The organism is Caulobacter sp. SRI_008 (genome assembly GCF_057586355.1).
Map to the genome: position 1 here is coordinate 17,403 of NZ_JBYCZS010000025.1, position 18,445 is coordinate 35,847.

Below are 18,445 nucleotides of genomic sequence, written 5' to 3' on the forward strand. Positions count from 1 at the left end.
GGGCTTGCGAACTTGCATCTTGTGAAATAGCAAAGTTGCGAAATGGGAGAGAAGCTGTTCATCGGGCCGCGCCTGCGGCTGCTGCGCCAGGCCAAGGGCTGGAAGCTGGAGGCCTGCGCGGCGCAGCTGGGCCTCTCGGCCAGCTATCTGTCGCAGATCGAGGCCAACCAGCGGCCGGTCACCGCCCGGGTGCTGATCGACGTGATGCGGGTGTTCGAGGTCGACGCCGCCTCGCTGGACGCCGCCGACGACCAGCGCCTGATCGCCGACCTGCGCGAGGCCAGCGTGGACGCCCCGTCCGGCGGGGAAGCCCCCAGCCTGTCGGAGATCAAGGCAGCGGTGGCCAACACGCCCAACCTCGCCAAGGCGTATCTCGATTTGCACCGCGCCTATCGCCGGCTCGACGAGCGGCTGAAGGCGACCGAGGAGGCGGTGTCGCTGGACGAGCGCGGGGCGGCCAGTGCGCTGCTGCCCTACGAAGAGGTCCGCGACTTCTTCCACTACAAGAACAACTACATCCACAGCCTCGACGTCGCCGCCGAGGCCTTGGCGAGCGAGATCGGCGGCGGCGGCGAGCGGGCGCTCGAAGCGTATCTCGCCGATCGCCTGGGCGTGCGCGTGGCCCGCGGCGATGAGGCCGACTTGCTGCGCCACTGGGACCCCGCATCGCGGACCGTGACCGTGGGCGCGGCCCACCCCGAGGCCACCCGCAGTTTCCAGCTGGCCTACCAGATTGCGGCCCTGACCCTATCCGACATCGTCGAGGCCGAGCTGGCGGCGGCGGGCTTTCGCAGCGACAGCGCCGCCAAGGTCTGCCGCACGGGCCTGCTGAACTACGCGGCCGGGGCGCTGGTCTTGCCCTATGAGCGGTTCCGCGAGGCGGCGAGGGCGGCGCGGCATGACATCGAGCGGCTGGCGCTCTCCTTCCAGACCAGCCTGGAGCAGGTGTTCCACCGGCTTTCGACGCTGCAGCGGCCGGGCGCGCGGGGCGTGCCGTTCTACTTCGTGCGGCTGGACCGGGCCGGCAACATCACCAAGCGCCACAGCGCCACGCGCCTGCAGTTCGCCCGCTTCGGCGGGGCCTGCCCGCTGTGGAACGTCCACGACGCCTTCGCCCGGCCCGACGCCTGGCTGGTGCAACTGGCCCAGATGCCCGACGCGACGCGCTACATCTGTCTGGCGCGGGGGGTGGTGAAGCCGTCTGGCGCCTATCGCCAGGCCGAGCGGCGCTACGCGCTCGGTCTCGGCTGTGAGGCCCGCTACGCCGATCAGCTCGTCTATGCCGATGGATTGGACCTGGCCGGGCCTTCGGCGCCGATCGGGGTCAGCTGCCGGATCTGCGAGCGTGACGACTGCTCCCAGCGCGCCTTCCCGCCGGTGGACCGGGCTTTCGAGGTGTTCGAGGACGACAGGCGGTGGGTGCCGTTCTCGCTGCGGGGCTAATAAACCAATTTCGTCATCCCGGCCGCAGCGTAGCGGAGAGCCGGGACCCAGGGGCCGCCGCAAAGCGTTGGCGACCGCTCAGGCGGTGAACCCAAGCGCGGCGCCCAGTCCCCTGGGTCCCGGATAAGCGCTGCGCGCTTTCCGGGATGACGAGGAGGGGAGAGGCGTAAACCTACGCCTCGATATCCACGTCCTTGGTTTCCTTCAGGAACAGGATGCCGATCACCGCCGTCACCCCGGCCACCGCGATCGGGTACCAGAGCCCGTAATAGATGTTGCCCGTGGCCGCGACCATGGCGAAGGCCGTGGTCGGCAGGAAGCCGCCGAACCAGCCGTTGCCGATGTGGTAGGGCAGGCTCATCGAGGTGTAGCGGATATTGGTCGGGAACATCTCGACCAGCATGGCCGCGATCGGGCCGTAGACCATGGTGACGTAGATCACCAGCAGGGTCAGGACGAAGACCACCAGCGGCTTGTTGACCTTGGCCGGGTCGGCCTTGGCCGGATAGCCGGCGGTCTTCAGGGCCTCGGCGAGCTTTGCCTCCCAGGCCTTCTTGGCGGCGGCGAACTCGGCCTTCGGCAGGGTCTCGCCGCGGAACGAGGGCAGGGTGGCGCCGCCGATGCGGACCTCGGCGGTCTCGCCGGCCGCGGCCGGCTGGTTGTTGTAGCTGACGCCGGCCTTGGCCAGGTACGACTTGGCCAGGTCGCAGGAGGTGTTGAACACCGTCTTGCCGATGGGATCGAACTGGAACGAGCAGTCGGCCGGGTCGGCGATCACGGTCACCGGGGCCGAGGCGGTGGCGGCGGCCAGTTGCGGGTTGGCGGCGCTGGTCAGGGTCTTGAACAGCGGGAAGTAGGTCAGGGCGGCCAGGGCGCAGCCCAGCATGATGATCGGCTTGCGGCCGATCTTGTCCGACAGCCAGCCGCAGACCACGAAGAACGGCGTGCCGATCAGCAGGGCGATGGCGACCAGGGTGTTGGCCAGGGCGCCGTCGACCTTGAGCATCTTCTCGATGAAGAACAGGGCGTAGAACTGGCCGGTGTACCAGACCACGGCCTGGCCGGCGGTCAGGCCCACCAGGGCCAGGATGACGATCTTCAGGTTGCCCCAGCGGGCGAAGCTGTCCTTCAGCGGCTGCTTGGTGCCCTTGCCCTCGTCGACCATCTTCTGGAACGACGGGCTCTCCGACAGCTGCAGGCGGATCCACAGCGACACGCCCAGCAGGGCGATCGAGATCAGGAACGGAATGCGCCAGCCGAAGGCCTGGAAGGCGTCCTCGCCCACGGTCGAGCGGGTGGCCAGGATCACCACCAGGCTCAGGAACAGGCCGAAGGTCGCGGTGATCTGGATGAAGCTGGTGTAGAAGCCGCGACGCCCGTGCGGGGCGTGCTCGGCCACATAGGTCGCAGCCCCGCCGTACTCGCCGCCCAGGGCCAGGCCCTGGATCAGGCGCATCACGACGAGGGCGATGGGCGCGATCACGCCGATCTGCTCGTAGCTGGGCAGCAGGCCGACGACGAAGGTTGACAGGCCCATCAGCAGCATGGTGACGAGGAAGGTGTTCTTGCGGCCCCAGAGGTCGCCCAGGCGCCCGAACACCAGCGCCCCGAACGGCCGCACCGCGAACCCCGCGGCGAAGGCCAGCAGGGCGAAGATGTAGCCCGTGGTCTCGTTCACGCCCGAGAAGAAGTGGTGGGTGATGTAGGTCGCCAGCGAGCCGTACAGGTAGAAGTCGTACCACTCGAAGACCGTGCCCACCGACGCCGCGCCGATGACCAGGGCGTCCTTGCGCTCCACGACCTTACCGTCCTTAGCGCCAGACGTCGCAGCGGCGTCAGCCATATCCCTCATCTCCTCCTAGGTCGCCGTCTCTATGCGGCGTTGTGGTTGAGTGCAGGTATGGCAGGCCGTGGCGCCGCTACGGAAGGGGAACTTTCGAGGAACGTCGGGTTCCGAACGGTGATTTTTCGGCTTGACGGGTTACCGGTAGCAAGTCTTGCGGGGCTTGCCGTCCCGCATGCTGGAATCAGGCCTTGGCGGGGGTCTCCCTGGCCAGAGCCCGCTTCTTGCGAGGAGCGGTCCGACGGCCGACGAGGGCGGCGAGGGCCTCGTCGAGCATCGGATAGGCGAAGCGGAAGCCGGCGTCGCGGGCCGCCGCCGGCAGCACCTTCTGGCCGCTCAGCAGCAGCTCGTCGGCGAATGGTCCCAGCGCCGCGCGCAGCGGCCAGGCCGGGGCCGGCAGCAGGGCGGGGCGGTTCAGCGCGCGGCCCAGGGCGGCGGCGAAGGCGCGGTTGGTCACCGGCCGCGGCGCCGTGGCGTTGACCGCGCCCTTCCACTGCGGGGTGGCGATGGCGTGGGCGATCATCCGCACCACGTCGTCCAGGTGGATCCAGCTCATCCAGTGGCGGCCGGCCCCGAACGGCCCGCCCAGGCCGAACTCGAACGGCGTCAGCATCCGGGAGAGCATGCCGCCCTCGGTGGAGAGAACGAGCCCGATGCGCAGCCGCACCACGCGCACGCCATGGGCCTCGGCGCGGATCGCGGTCTTCTCCCACAGGGCGCAGATGAAGCGGGAGAAGCAGGGTTCGCCGCCATCGGCCTCGGTCAGCGGCTCGTCGCCGCGCAGACCGTACCAGCCGATGGCCGAGCCGCTGACCAGCACCTTGGGCTTCTTTTCCAACCGGGCGATCAGGGCGACCACGGCCTTGGTGGTGCGCACGCGGGAGCGGACGATGCGGCGGCGCTTGGCGATCGTCCACAGGCCGTCGGAGATCGGCTCGCCGGCCAGGTTGACGATGGCGTCCAGGCGCGTGTCGTCGGCGATCTGGGCAAGATCGGTGACGATGCGGATCGGTGCGGGCAGGGCGGCGGCGTTGGCGCGATGGCGGGTCAGCACCGTCACCTCGTGGCCGGCGCCGACCAGGGCCGCGACCAGGCGGGCGCCGATCAGGCCCGTGCCGCCGGTGACCAGCACCGACCGGCGCGGGGGCAGGGCGGCGACCAGGGGCGTCGGGTCATCGACCGCGATCCGCGCCGTCCGTCCGGCGGCGGCCAGGTCGCGCAGGCCGCTGACCACCACGCCGACGGCGGCGATGGCGCAGAGCACGCTCCAGGCGCCATGGAAGGCGGGTACGACGTCGCTCGGGCGTCCGGCCCAGCCCAGCAGCAGCGGCGTCAGTATGGCCAGCACCACCCCGTAGTTCAGGGTCAGCAGGGTGTGCAGCACGCGCTCGCTGGCCGGCAGCTTGCGGGTGCGGTCCTCCTCGACGAAGTCCCACAGGGTGATGACCAGTTCGCCGGCCATCAGGGCCAGCAGGGCGATGGCCCAGGCGCCTTCGGGGCGGCTCCAGCCCAGGGCGGCGAACATCACCCCATAGGCCAGGTTGCGCACGCCGTGCAGGACGAGCTCGCTCTTCTGCGACGGCTTCCAGGCCAGGCGCTGGGTCAGTTCGTGGTGGTAGAGCGTGTCGAAGCCGCCCATGGCCACCTGCACGAAGACCAGGATCCAGATCAGGTCGGTCATTGGCGGATCTCCTTGGGTTCGGCGGCGCGTTCGCGGAACACGCCGACCTGGCGCATCACCTCGCCCAGCAGGGCGTGATGCAGGCGAAGGACGAAGTCGAACCGCCCGTCGGGGCGGTCCACATGGCTGATGGTCAGCTCGCCGGGCGCTAGCCAGGCCGGCAGCCGCAGGCGCATGGGGCCAAGAGCGAGGAAGTAGTGGTCGCTGTGAAAGTGCAGGGCGCGCGCGTCGGCGCTGACGGCCAGGGCGATGCCGAAGCCGCCGCCGAGATATTCCTCCAGGCCCGTGGGGCCGGCGAAGCGCTTGCTGCTGTGGATCACTTGGGGAAATCCATGGGCGCGGCCGTACATCCGCGTCCAGAACTGGCCGCCGGCCTGATGGTCCTCGGTGACCGTGACGACCGCCGCCACGCCCAGGTCGTCGCCCAGGGGCAGGGGCGCGCCGATCAGGCGGCACAGCTGGGCCAGGATCCAGCCGGCGGCGTTGCGGCGGCTTTCGACGATCTCGCCAGCGTAGGTGACGGCCAGGCCGGGCGCCATCCGCTTGCTGAACCGCTCGCGCACCACCGGCGGCAGGCCGGCCCAGGCCTGCGCCCCCAGCAGGGCGGCGAAGCGCAGGTCGTGCAGCATGTCGGGAGCGGCGGGCGGCGGGGCCTGGCGGACCTGGGCCGGAACCTCGTGAGCTGCGAGATGAAACATCTGCCTTCCCCGTATTCTCAGTTATTTCTGTAAAAACAGAAATTGTCGGTCAAAATTTTTGAGGCGTCCCCCGACGCCCCGTGCCGGGCGCGACGCCCTACGAGGGCGGCTTGCTCCGGCCTAGGCCCAGGAGGGCCACGACCTTGGTTCCCATCTTGATCAGGGCCATCAGGGTGGAGGGCGGCACGGTCAGCATCTGGCCGTACCAGCCGTCGATGGTGCTGACGAACTCGTGCATCGAGCGCAGGCGGCTCTTGGCTGTCTTGCCCAGGGTCGGGTCGCCGTCGGCGGCGGCCAGCACGTGGGTCAGGGCCTCGACCATCGGGTCGATCTCGCGCTCCTTGCGGCCCTCGGCGATGCGGGTGAGCATCAGCCAGAGATCGGCCTCGGCCTCGTAGTGGTCGCGGCGGTCGCCCAGCACGGGGATGCGGCGGATCAGCTTCCAGCCGATCAGCTCCTTGATGCTGTTGGACACGTTGGAACGGGCAAGGCCCAGGGTCTCGGCGATGTCCTCGGCCGTCATCGGCTTTTCGGCCAGATAGAGCAGGGCGTGGATCTGGGCGACCGACCGGTTGACGCCCCACTGGCCGCCCATGTCGCCCCAGCGCAGGACGAACTGCTCAACCGCAGCGGGGAGCTTTCTGGTCATGTCGGCTGCTTCTGTCATGACAGAAATATCAGTCCGAAGGGTTTGGGAGTCAAGCGGGGATCCACACACCCCTCGTCGTCATCCCGGCCGAAGCGCAGCGAAGAGCCGGGACCCAGGGGCCGCCGCAAGGCGCTGGCCAACGCTGGGGCGGCGAGCCCAAGCGCCGCGCCCAGTCCCCCTGGGTCCCGGGTCTACGGTCCGCTACGCGGCCCTCCGCCCGGGATGACGAAAGGAAGGGGCGGCCTTGCATGACGAAACATGACAGCCGGTTCTGTGGCTTGATTTGTAATATCAATACGAAGATATTCCGCCCGCAAATCCGGCCGCGCACGCCCGCGGCCTACAAGATCGAACGGGAGCTTACGCCATGTCGGGATTGAAGAAGCTGGGGCTGGGCCTCATCGCCGGGCTGCTCGCCTCGACCAGCGCCCTGGCCGCCGAGCCCCTGCCGCCCAAGACCTATCTGGGTGTCGACATCTCCTACGCCAACGAGATGGACGACTGCGGCGCGGTCTACCGCTCGGGCGACCAGAAGGTCGAGCAATACGCCTACTTCAAGCAGGCCGGGGCCAACATCGCCCGCATCCGCCTGTGGAACGATCCCAAGTGGACCAAGTACTCCAACCCCGAGGACGTGGTCCGCAGCATCAAGCGCGCCAAGGCCGCGGGCCTGCAGGTGCTGCTCGACTTCCACTATTCCGACGACTGGGCCGACGGCGAGAAGCAGCTGGCCCCCAAGGCCTGGGAAAAGCTGTCCACGCCCGACCAGGCCAAGGCGCTCTACGCCTTCACCTATGACACCCTGCGCAAGCTGGACGCCCAGGGCCTGATGCCCGACCTGGTGCAGGTCGGCAACGAGACCAACGGCGAGATCGTCTCGACCCTGGCCAAGGCCAAGGACCCGATCAACTGGGAGCGCAACGCCGTCCTGTTCAACGCCGGCATCAAGGCCGTGCGCGACGCGGGCGCGGCCGGTTCGAAGAAGCCGCGGGTGATGCTGCACATCGCCCAGCCCGACACGGTCGAATACTGGTTCGCCGCCGCGGCCAAGGCCGGGGTCACCGACTTCGACATGATCGGCATCAGCTACTACAGCAAGTGGTCCAAACGCTCGATGGCGCAGCTGGGCGCGACCATCAACCGCCTGCGCAACACCTATGCGGCCGACGTGGTGGTGGTTGAGACCTCCTATCCCTTCACCACCGACGGCGCCGACAGCTCGCCCAATCTGCTGGGCGAGGATTCGCTGATCCCTGGCTATCCGGCGACGCAGGCAGGCCAGAAGAAGTACCTGACCGACCTCACTCAACTCGTTTTCGCCAACGGCGGCACGGGCGTCTTCTACTGGGAGCCGGCCTGGGTCTCGACCAAGTGCAAGACCCGCTGGGGCACGGGCTCGAACTGGGAGAATTCGACCCTGTTCGACTTCAAGGGCCAGCCGACGCAGGGCATGCAGTGGCTGTCGACCACCTACGCCTTCCCGGTCGAGACCACGTTCAAGGTGGCGGCGGGCGACCAGCCGGCGGCCTTCATCGACGGTGATTTCCTGGGCGGGGCGGGGCCGCGCCCGATGGTTCGCGAAGGGGCCGACTTCGTCTATCGCACCCGCCTGATGCCGGGCGCTTCGGTGACCGTGGCCACCGCCCCGACCGCCGAGGCCGTGGGTTCGGCGTCCGCCGTTACCGCGACCATCGCGGCCAAGCCGAGTGCACTGAGGTTGCCGGCTCAACCGTGACCGCTTGTCATATGTGATTGGTATGATAAATAGCACCGACGCGTCGATCGGCAGAACCGGCGCGTCAGCGCCCGCAGAGGCGCGGTCGACTTCGGCGCGGACCGTCGCGCCCCACTGATCCGGCGATCTGAGCGCCGGTCCAATCCACAAAACCAGAAAACAGCCACGCCCGCAGAAGGCGTCGCGTTTCCAATTGGGGGAACTAGATGACCCGTCAAACCATGCTGCTCGCCGCCGCCAGCGGCCTGAGCCTGCTCGCCGTTTCGTCGGCCGCTTGGGCTCAAGACACCGCTGTCTCCGACACGCAGGTCGAAGAAGTCGTCGTCACCGGCGTGCGCAAGAGCCTGCGTGACGCCCTCGACGTGAAGCAGGGCTCCGACAAGGTGGTCGAGGCGATCTCGGCCAAGGATATCGGCGTGCTGCCCGACGTGACGATCGCCGAGTCGATCGCGCGCCTGCCCGGCGTCAACGCCACCCGCGACCGCGGCAACGACAGCCAGGCGGTGGTCCGCGGCCTCGGCGCCCGCCTCGTGCTCGGCACCGTCAACAACCGCGAAGTCGCCTCCACCGAACCCGACCGCAACGTCCGTTGGGAAATCTACCCGTCGGAAGTCGTCTCGGGCGTGCAGGTCTACAAGTCGCAGTCGGCCGACCTGATCGCCGGCGGCGTCGCGGCCACCATCAACATCTCGACCCTGGATCCGCTGGACTACAAGGGCCCGTCGGTCGTGCTGCGCGCCGGCCCGGTGTTCTACGACGGCGGCAAGGACATCCCGAACTACAACACGACCGGCTACCGCGCGAGCGGCTCGTTCGTGCACAAGATCAATGACGACCTGGCCTTCGTGCTCGGCCTGACCAACCAGCGCCAGAAGAACGGCTACGGCTCGTTCACGGGCTGGGGCTACAACGACTCCGCCGCTCGTCCGCCGGCCGGCGCCAGCGACTACAGCAGCGACGTCGACCACGACGGCGACCGGGATGCGACCCCCTGGGGCGCCCAGATGTCGGCCAGCCGCATCGACCAGAAGCGCACCGGCGTTTCGGGCGGCCTGCAGTGGAAGCCGACCGACAACTTCGAACTGAAGGCCGACGCCCTCTATTCGAAGATCAAGATCACCGAAGTGCAGGACCAGACCGTCTGGGGCGCCAACAACTGGGGCAACTGGAACCGTGACGACGGCACCAACCTCGGTTGGAACGACGGCGTCTACAACGCCACCGGCGCCTCCTACACGATCGTCAACAACACCGTCGTCGCCGCCACCCTGCCTTACAGCTCGGTGCAGACCGTCCTGGCCAAGTACAGCGAGGACAAGGACCTGTTCGCCGGCGGCCTGAACGGCAAGTGGACCGGCGACCAGTGGACGATCGCGGGCGACGTCTCCTATTCGAAGGCCAAGCGCACCAACAGTTGGAAGGCCGTCCGCTTCGAGGCCTGGCCGGAATGGACCAGCTTCGACTGGCGCGCCGGCCGCACGCCGACCATCACCACCAGCGAAGACAGCATCAACCTGTCGCAGACCGCCGACCTGGCCGGCTCCTACGACGGTCCCGAGCATCTGCGCGACGAGCTGAAGGCCGCGGCCCTCGACGTCACCCGCGACTTCGGCGGCGGCGTGTTCAAGAGCGTCCAGTTCGGCGCCCGCATCTCCGACCGCACCAAGAAGCACGACAGCTACAGCTTCGCTCCCGCCGCCACCGGCAAGACCGTGCCGGCCAGCATGCTGACCTCGTACAAGCTCAGCGACGGCGCCAACGTGCCGGCCCTACTGACCGGCGACATCGATGCGCTGGCCGCCTACATCTACGGAGCGCATGCCTTCGACGTCTCCAACGCCACCGAGGAACTGGCCGAGCGCTGGAGCGTCAACGAGAAGGTCTATGAAGGCTACGGCAAGCTGAACTTCGCCGCCGACGCCTTCGCCGGCTCGTGGCTGACGGGTAATGTCGGCGTCCGCGTGGTCCACACCGAGACCAGCAGCGACGGCATGCAGCAGCAGACGGACAACAGCTACACCGCCGTCACCGTCGACAACGACTACACCGACGTCCTGCCCAGCGCGAACCTCAAGTTCGACTTCCAGGAAGGCCGGATCTTCCGCCTGGGCCTGAGCAAGGTGATCGCCCGTCCGCCGCTCGACGAACTGCGCGCCAGCCGCTCGCTCGCCAACTGGGCGCCGTGGACCGGCAGCGCCGGTAACCCGAACCTGAAGCCGTTCGAGGCCCTCCAGCTGGACGCCTCGTTCGAATACTACTTCCGTCCGGAAGCCCTGGCGGCGATCTCCTACTACTACAAGGACGTCGACTCCTACATCGGCTGGAAGCAGAGCGCGGTGACCTACGGTGGCCAGACCTACGCGGTCTCCAGCCCGACCAACGGCGGCGGCGGCTACATCCAGGGCGTCGAGTTCACCTTCCAGACGCCGTTCTTCTTCCTGCCCAAGGGCTTCGACAAGTTCGGCATCTACTCGAACTACGCCTATGTGGACTCCGACCTGCACGAGTTCTCGCCGGTCAACAATCCGCTCAGCCTGACGGGCCTGGCCAAGAACACCGCGACGGTCGACCTGTGGTACGCCAACGGTCCGATCGAAGCGCGCCTGGGCTGGAAGTACCACTCGCCGATGACCGTGATCTACGGCTGGAGCGGCTCGGACCTGCAGACTCTCGCCACCGAGAAGACGCTGGACTTCAGCTCGTCCTACCAGATCAACGAGATGGTCGGCGTGCGCTTCCAGGTCAACAACCTGACCAACCAGGAACTGCGCATGTACCGCGACAACGATCCCAACCGGATCGGTCGCTACGACAGCTACGGCCGTCGCTACCTGGTCGACGTGACGGTGAAGTTCTAGTTCGACTAATCTCCCCTCGCTTCGGCGAGGGGACCACTATCCAGGACGTCATTCCTCCCCGACGATCCTTTGTGAGGGGAGGAAGCCTCGCAGGCTTCCTCCCTTTCTTTTTGCTTTGAGAGGTCCCCCGATGGTCGAGTTCAGCCGCCGGCAAGCTCTGGTCGCCACCGCCGGCGTCGCCGCCTTCGCCGCGTCTTCCGCGCAAGCCGCCGCCAAGCCCGCCGCCCCCGCCAAGCCCGAAGCCAAGCCCGTGGTCGTCGACCTTGCGCCCCGCGAGCGTTCGAGCCTCGACTTCGACTGGAAGTTCCACCTCGGCCACGCCCAGGACCCGGCCCGCGACTTCGGCTTCGGCGCCAACCAGCGCACCTACGCCAAGGCCGGCGCCAACGCCCCCAACTGGTGGGTGGCCGCCGCCGCCCAGAAGGACTTCGACGACAGCGCCTGGACCCCGGTGACCCTGCCGCACGACTGGGCCGTCACCCTTCCGTTCGTCGACAACCCGGCCTACGTCCCCAGCGGCAAGCCCGACGACGAGGACCTGCGCGCCGCCCACGGCTACAAGGCGCTGGGCCGCGAATTCCCCGACACCAGCGTCGGCTGGTACCGCAAGAGCTTCGCCCTGCCGGCCGCCGACGCGGGCAAGCGCCTGTCGATCGAGTTCGACGGCGTGATGCGCGACGCCCTGGTGATCATCAACGGCTACATCCTCGAGCGCGAGGACAGCGGCTACGCCAGCTTCCGCGTCGACATCACCGACATCGCCAATCTCGGCGGCGACAACCTGATCACCGTCCGCGTCGACGCCAGCCTGGGCGAAGGCTGGTTCTACGAGGGCGCGGGCATCTATCGCCACGTCTGGCTGGTCAAGACCGCTCCGGTCCACGTGCCCCAGTGGGGCGTCTTCGTGAAGGCCAAGGTCGACGGCGCGCTGGAGATCGAAACCGACCTGGCCAACGACGGCGACGCCGCCGCCGCGTTCGAGCTGGTCCACACCGTGCTCGACGGCGCGGGCAAGCCGGCCCTGGCCGTGGCCCCCGCGAGCGGCCGCCTGCCGGCCTGGCAGCGTCAGTCGCTGTCGCAGACCGTGACCCTGGCCAGCCCCGTCCTGTGGTCGCTGGAAAACCCGCACCTCTACACCCTGGTGACCGAGGTGAAGGTCGCCGGCGCGGTGGTCGACCGCTTCGCCACCCCGTTCGGCGTGCGCTCGGTGCGCTTCGATCCCGACCAGGGCCTGTTCGTCAACGACAAGCACGTCAAGCTGCAGGGGACCTGCAACCACCAGGATCACGCCGGCGTCGGCGCGGCCATCCCCGACGCCCTGCAGGTCTGGCGGGTGGAGCAGCTGAAGTCGATGGGCTGCAACGCCTATCGCGCCTCGCACAACCCGGCCACGCCCGAGCTGATGGACGCCTGTGACCGCCTGGGCATGCTGCTGATCGCCGAGACCCGGCGGATGTCCAGCGACCCGACCTCGCTGGACGAGATGGAGCGGCTGATCCGCCGCGACCGCAACCACCCGTCCATCATCCTGTGGTCGATCGGCAACGAGGAGCCCCAGCAGGGCACGCCGCGCGGCGCCAAGGTCGCCAAGACCATGAAGCGCCTGGTGGGTCGCCTGGACCCGACCCGCGGCGTCACGGCGGCGATGGACAACGGCTTCGGCGACGGCATCACCGCCGAGCTTGACGTCATCGGCTTCAACTACCGCCACGAGAAGATGGACGACTTCCATGCCCGCTTCCCGAAGCTGCCGATCATAGGCAGCGAGAGCGGCAGCACGGTCACCACGCGCGGCGAATATCTGCGCAGCGAGGCCAAGAGCTACGTCCCGGCCTACGACACCGACCACCCCTGGTGGGCGACCACGGCCGAGAAGTGGTGGAGCCACGCGGCCGACCGTCCGTGGATGGCCGGCGGCTTCATCTGGACCGGCTTCGACTATCGCGGCGAGCCGACGCCCTTCAACCGCTGGCCCAGCATCAGCTCGCACTTCGGCGCGCTCGACACCTGCGGCTTCCCGAAGGACAACTACTATTACTACCGCGCCTGGTGGCGCTCCGAGCCGCTGCTGCACCTCTTCCCGCACTGGAACTGGGAAGGCCAGGAGGGCCAGCCCGTTCCGGTCTGGGTCCACAGCAACTGCGACAAGGTCGAGCTGTTCCTCAACGGCAAGAGCCAGGGCGTGCGCGAGGTGAAGGCCAACCATCACGTCGAATGGTCCGTGCCCTACGCCCCGGGCGTCATCGAGGCCCACGGCTACAAGGGCGGCAAGGTGATCCTGCGCCAGCGCCGCGAGACCGCCGGTCCCGCCGCCGCCCTGCGCCTGACCACCGACCGCTCGGCCCTGGCGGCCGACGGCCAGGACGTCGGGATCCTCAAGGTCGAGGTCGTCGACGCCAAGGGCCGTCTCGTGCCCAAGGCCGAGGATCTGGTGACCTTCGCGGTCACCGGCCCCGGCGAGGTGATCGGCGTCGGCAACGGCAACCCCACCAGCCACGAGAGCGACGTCGCCAGTTCGCGCAAGCTGTTCAACGGCCTGGCCCAGGCAATCGTGCGGACCAAGCGCGGCCAGGCGGGCGAGGTCCGGGTCCTGGCTTCCGCCCCGGGCCTGAAGCCGGCCTCGCTGGCGCTGAAGGCGGGGTAGGGGCTGAGCTCAACTGCTGAGCCTCACCCTCAACCGCTAGATCCCCGCGAAGGCGGGGATCCAAGCTGACTTTCCGGGCTGGGCGAGGCCGTGGTTCATCCGCAGCCTCCGCTTGGATCCCCGCCTTCGCGGGGATGCTCGGTGAATGGGGAACGGGTCGCGCCGGGATCGCGAGGCGACAGGATCCTTCCACGCAAGATCCTTCCACGAGACGTCGAAATGGGGGTGGACGCTGGCCGCGAGCGGGGCAGTATCCACCCGTTCTTTCGTCAGCCTCGCCAGGATCGTCCATGCGCCGCCCGACCCAACTGCTGCTCGTTTCGCTGTTGGCCCTGACGGCGGCCGGACCGATGGCCGGCGCGGCCGTGCGCGAAGCGCCCCAGGCGCTGTTCACCGGCCGCGATCTCTTCGGCCTCGAGGTCGCCAGCGACCCGCAGATCCGCCCCGACGGCGACGTCATCGCCTATGTGCGGGCGACCAACGACATCATGGTCGACCGCGCCGTGCGCTCGATCTGGCTGGTCGACGCCAAGACCGGCGTGCAGACGCCGCTGGTGGCGGGGCCGGGTTCCGCCATGTCGCCGCGCTGGTCGCCCGACGGCCAGCGCCTGGCCTATGTGCAGGTGACGCCCGACGCCGGCGCCCAGCTCTATGTCCAGTGGGTGGCCACCGGCCGCACCGCCAGGCTGGCGACGCTGGACGAGGCCCCCAGCGACCTGACCTGGTCGACGGACGGCAAGACCATCGCCTTCACCATGCTCACCGGCGACGACGGCGCCAAGCTGGGCTCGGCCCCCGAGGGCAAGCCCGACAACGCCAAGTGGGCGCCGGCCCTGACCGTCGAGACCCGCGTCAACTTCCGCGAGGACGGCGAGGGCACGCTGAAGCCCGGCTATTCCAAGATCTACACCGTCTCGGCCGAGGGCGGCGCGCCGCGCCAGCTGACCTTCGGCAGGTTCGACGACCGGGGCCCGCTGTCCTTCACCAAGGACGGCCGCTACCTGCTGTTCTCGGCCAACCGGTCCGAGGGCTGGGAGCGGGACGGCAACCAGACCGAGATCTGGCGCCTGACCCTGGCCGACGGGGCGCTCAAGGCCCTGACCAGCCGCATCGGTCCCGACGCCAGTCCGGTGGTTTCGCCCGACGGTCGCCAGGTGGCCTATGTCGGCTACGACGACTCCCGCCGTCGCGGCTACGAGAACCAGCGCCTTTACGTGATGGACATCGACGGCGGGAACAGCCGGGTCCTGACCGGCGGTCTCGACCGCTCGGTGGACGCTCCCGTGTGGTCGGCCGACGGCCGCAGCCTCTATGTCGACTACGACGATCATGGCTCGGTGCGGGTGGCCCGGGTCGGTCTGTTCTCGGGCGAGATCGAGACCATCGTCGCCGGCCTGAACGGCGCGGGCCTGGACCGCCCCTACAGCGGCGGCGCCTTCAGCGTCTCGCGCGACGGGACCGTGGCCTTCACCCAAGGCTCGACCAGCCGGCCCTCCGACATCGCCGTGGCCAGGAAGGGCGCCGAGGCCCGCCGCCTGACCGCGCTGAACGCCGACCTGCTGGGGGCCAAGACCCTGGGCAAGGTCGAGGCCCTGCCGGTGAAGTCGTCCTATGACGGCAAGCCGATCGACGCCTGGATCGTCACTCCGCCCAATTTCGACTCGGCCAGGAAGTATCCGCTGATCCTCGAGATCCACGGCGGGCCGTTCTCGGCCTATGGGCCGGGCTTCTCGACCGACTACCAGCTCTATGCGGCGGCCGGCTATGTGGTGGTCTACGCCAACCCGCGCGGCTCCACCTCCTATGGGGAAGCGTTCGCCAACGAGATCGACCGCAACTATCCCAGCCACGACTACGACGACCTGATGAGCGCGGTGGACGCGGCCGTGGCCAAGGGCTTCGTCGACAGCGACCGCCTCTACGTCACCGGTGGTTCGGGCGGCGGGGCGCTGACGGCCTGGATCGTCGGCAAGACCAGCCGCTTCGCCGCGGCCGCCACCCAGAAGCCGGTGATCAACTGGACCAGCCAGGTGCTGACCACCGACGCTTACAGCTCCATGGCCTCCTACTGGTTCGGCAAGATGCCGTGGGAGGATCCGCAGGGCTACTGGGCCCGCTCGCCGCTGTCGCTGGTGGGCAATGTGAAGACCCCGACCCTGGTCGTGGTCGGCGACCAGGACCTGCGCACCCCGGTCGGCGAGGCCGAGCAGTACTACCAGGCCCTGCAGCTGCGCGGGGTCCCCACCGCCCTGGTCAAGGTCCCCGGCGCCAGCCATGGCGGTATCGCCAGCCGCCCCTCCCAATCGGCCGCCAAGGCCTCGGCCATCCTGGCCTGGTTCGAAAAGTTCCAGTCGCCCCCGAAGTGAGTTCAAGATCCTCCCCCTCTGGGGGAGGTGGCCCGGAGGGCCGGAGGGGGGGCGTTTTCAGCTTCCGCAGCGCCGGCCGTCTCGCATCCGGCAACAAACAAACTCCGCCTCCCTCGCCCTCGTGGCGAGGGTCCACGCCTGCGACCGCTCAAACCTGGTCCGTCCTGCAAAGTTCTGAGCGGCTGAACGATGGATCCTGGGCACAAGGCCCAGGAAGGCGGTTTTGGGTTGGGCGAGGGCGGGGAGAGCCTGACGCCTAGCTCCCGTAAAATCCCCGCGAAAGCGGGGACCCAGGTGTTTTATTGTCGAGCGCCCGGGGGCTTCAGAAAAAGCCTGGGTCCCCGCTTTCGCGGGGATTTTACGGAGTTGGGGCGGCCTTACGCACGCTACTCACACGGCATAATCGGAAAAGAGTTGAGCGAACTCAAGGCCCTACAACTTTATAACCCCAACTTACCCCCACCCACTCCAGACCCCCCATAATTATCCCCATCCCAGCCATGGGGAGGGCTCTTGGTACCGGCCCGAGTTAGCGGCTGAGATCGCATCGAGCGGGGCCGCTTGGGGCGTCATGGGAAGGGCGGGTTTGCAGGATCGCTCAGAAGGCGTGATTGGGCCGCCAGCCGTTCCGTGACGTAACGAGCGGGTCGACAGGGCCGGGATCGTTTCAAACCGGCCTAACAGGATCAGCCGAGGCGCCGCCGGATCACCGCGGGGCTATTGGTCCTGCCCGTCCGAGGGACAACCGGGTCCAGGGTTGAAAAAGCACCCGCGCCCCCGGTCCTTCGAGCCTACGATGTGGCGGAGCGGTCAGACGAAGCCGAAACGCTAAACAACATCACGGTCTCCGGGCTCCGCCCGGCCGCTCCGCGCCTCCCCGACCTAACGCGCCTTCGCGCGGGAGATCGCCAACCCGTGTCCCTCTCCCCTTGCGGGAGAGGGTGGCCTCCGAAGGAGGTCGGGTGAGGGGTCTCTCAGAACTCAACACCGCGTGCAGCAGTCAGGCCGGGCGCGATGTCGGATGTCTGAGAAACCCCTCATCCGACGGCTTCGCCGCCACCTTCTCCCGCAAGGGGAGAAGGATTTAGTCCGCGTCGTGCAGGGCGGGATCGGTCGTCAGCAGCACCGGCGCTGGCTCGCCGCCAGCCAGGGCCAGGTCGAGGGCGTCCCTGTCGAGGGCGTTGTCCCAGCGGGCGACGACGATGGTGGCCACCGCGTTGCCGATGAAGTTGGTCAGGGCCCGGCACTCGCTCATGAAGCGGTCGACGCCGAGGATCAGCGCCATGCCGGCCACCGGCACGCTGGGCACCACCGACAGCGTCGCCGCCAGGGTGATGAAGCCGGCCCCCGTGACGCCCGCCGCGCCCTTGGACGACAGCATGGCCACGCCCAGCAGCAGGACCTGCTCCTCCAGCGACAGGTGCACGCCTGTGGCCTGAGCGATGAACAGGGCCGCCAGGGTCATGTAGATGTTGGTGCCGTCGAGATTGAACGAGTAGCCGAGCGGCACGACGAGGCCGACGACCGGCTTGGCGCAGCCGGCGCGCTCCAGCTTCTCGATCAGGCTGGGCAGGGCCGACTCCGACGAGCTGGTGCCCAGCACCAGCAGCAGCTCGCCCTTCAGGTAGCGGATCAGCTTGAGGATCGAGAAGCCGTTGAACCGGGCCACCGCCCCCAGCACCACCAGCACGAAGATCAGCGAGGTCAGATAGAAGGTTCCGACCAGGGCGGCCAGGTTGATCACCGAGCCGATGCCGTACTTGCCGATCGTGAAGGCGAAGGCCCCGAAGGCGCCGATCGGGGCAGCTTTCATCAAGATGGCCACCAGCTTGAAGAAGGCGTGGGCGACGGCTTCCAGCAGGTCGATCACCGGCTGGCCGCGGTCGCCGACCAAGGCCAGGGCGATGCCGAACATCACCGAGAAGAACAGCACCTGCAGGATGTCGCCGTCGGCGAAGGCCCCGGCCACCGTGGCCGGGATGATATTCATCAGGAAGCCGACGATGGTCGTCTCGTGGGCCTTGGCGGCGTAGTCGGCGACCTTGGCGTTGTGCAGCGTGCTGGGGTCGACGTTCATGCCCGCGCCGGGATGCACGGCGTTGGCGATGATCAGGCCGATGATCAGGGCCAGGGTCGAGAAGGTCAGGAAATAGGCGAAGGCCTTCAGCGCCACGCGGCCGAAGCGGCCGAGATCCCGCATGCCGGCGATGCCGGTCACCACCGTGAGGAAGATCACCGGGGCGATGACCATCTTCACCAGCTTGATGAAGGCGTCGCCCAGCGGTTTGAGGCTCTCGCCGAAGCCCGGCCAGAAGTGGCCGATCAGGGCGCCGGCGGCGATGGCGACCAGCACCTGGACATAGAGATGCGTGTACCAGGGGCCATGGCGCGGCGGGGCTGCGACGGCGGGAAGCATGGCTCGTCTCCGGGGCCGCCGTCGCCGACCCCCGACGCCGCTGCGGCGAGGCATAGATGTCCCGCCGGCGCGCGCTCCGGCAAGTGCTTTCGAAAGACGGGCCTGCTGGAAG

10 protein-coding genes and 1 pseudogene are annotated in these 18,445 nt (G+C 68.3%); 6 read left to right on the top strand and 5 right to left on the bottom strand.

Going from position 1 to position 18,445, the window contains the following annotated elements; translation table 11 throughout:
* Positions 1-42 precede the first annotated feature (42 nt).
* Entirely contained in the window at positions 43-1,443 is a 1,401-nt protein-coding gene (locus tag AC2YHT_RS20170) for a helix-turn-helix domain-containing protein (protein ID WP_487291683.1), read from the top strand.
* A 172-nt stretch (positions 1,444-1,615) separates the two neighbouring features.
* Here AC2YHT_RS20170 and AC2YHT_RS20175 read toward each other — a convergent pair whose 3' ends face one another.
* The 4 genes from AC2YHT_RS20175 to AC2YHT_RS20190 all read right to left on the bottom strand — a co-directional run bounded on the left by AC2YHT_RS20175 (position 1,616) and on the right by AC2YHT_RS20190 (position 6,314).
* Positions 1,616-3,286, bottom strand: coding sequence for an MFS transporter (locus AC2YHT_RS20175; RefSeq protein WP_487291684.1), 1,671 nt, complete (start codon positions 3,284-3,286; stop codon positions 1,616-1,618).
* 184 nt (positions 3,287-3,470) lie between these two features.
* The gene (locus AC2YHT_RS20180) at positions 3,471-4,967 is read right to left on the bottom strand and encodes a TIGR01777 family oxidoreductase (protein ID WP_487291685.1); all 1,497 of its coding nucleotides are present in this window, start codon (positions 4,965-4,967) and stop codon (positions 3,471-3,473) included.
* Positions 4,964-5,665 carry a DUF4166 domain-containing protein gene (locus tag AC2YHT_RS20185; RefSeq protein ID WP_487291686.1) on the bottom strand — a complete coding sequence of 234 codons (702 nt, stop codon included), beginning with the start codon at positions 5,663-5,665 and terminating at the stop codon, positions 4,964-4,966. The genes AC2YHT_RS20180 and AC2YHT_RS20185 overlap by 4 nt, the downstream gene beginning before the upstream one ends.
* Before the next feature lie 97 nt (positions 5,666-5,762).
* Complete coding sequence (locus AC2YHT_RS20190) at positions 5,763-6,314, bottom strand: GbsR/MarR family transcriptional regulator (RefSeq protein WP_487291687.1); 552 nt, start codon at positions 6,312-6,314, stop codon at positions 5,763-5,765.
* A 79-nt stretch (positions 6,315-6,393) separates the two neighbouring features.
* On the opposite strand from AC2YHT_RS20190, the pseudogene AC2YHT_RS20195 reads away from it, so the two are divergent.
* From AC2YHT_RS20195 to AC2YHT_RS20215, 5 genes and pseudogenes are all read left to right on the top strand, one after another.
* Positions 6,394-6,540 (top strand): annotated as a pseudogene (locus AC2YHT_RS20195) (hypothetical protein); the annotation flags it as partial.
* Positions 6,541-6,681: 141 nt separating this feature from the next.
* Complete coding sequence (locus tag AC2YHT_RS20200; RefSeq protein WP_487291688.1) at positions 6,682-8,049, top strand: glycoside hydrolase family 53 protein; 1,368 nt, start codon at positions 6,682-6,684, stop codon at positions 8,047-8,049.
* A gap of 206 nt (positions 8,050-8,255) precedes the next feature.
* A complete protein-coding gene (locus AC2YHT_RS20205) occupies positions 8,256-10,907 on the top strand; it encodes a TonB-dependent receptor (protein ID WP_487291689.1) in 2,652 nt (883 codons plus the stop codon).
* A 130-nt stretch (positions 10,908-11,037) separates the two neighbouring features.
* A complete protein-coding gene (gene galA, locus AC2YHT_RS20210) occupies positions 11,038-13,551 on the top strand; it encodes a beta-galactosidase GalA (protein WP_487291690.1) in 2,514 nt (837 codons plus the stop codon).
* Positions 13,552-13,841: 290 nt separating this feature from the next.
* Positions 13,842-15,917 (top strand): prolyl oligopeptidase family serine peptidase, encoded by a 2,076-nt coding sequence (locus tag AC2YHT_RS20215; RefSeq protein ID WP_487291691.1) that lies wholly within the window; start codon positions 13,842-13,844, stop codon positions 15,915-15,917.
* 1,084 nt (positions 15,918-17,001) lie between these two features.
* Here the strand turns inward: AC2YHT_RS20215 and AC2YHT_RS20220 are convergent.
* Positions 17,002-18,333, bottom strand: coding sequence for a dicarboxylate/amino acid:cation symporter (locus AC2YHT_RS20220; RefSeq protein ID WP_487291692.1), 1,332 nt, complete (start codon positions 18,331-18,333; stop codon positions 17,002-17,004).
* Between the last annotated feature and the right edge of the window lie 112 nt (positions 18,334-18,445).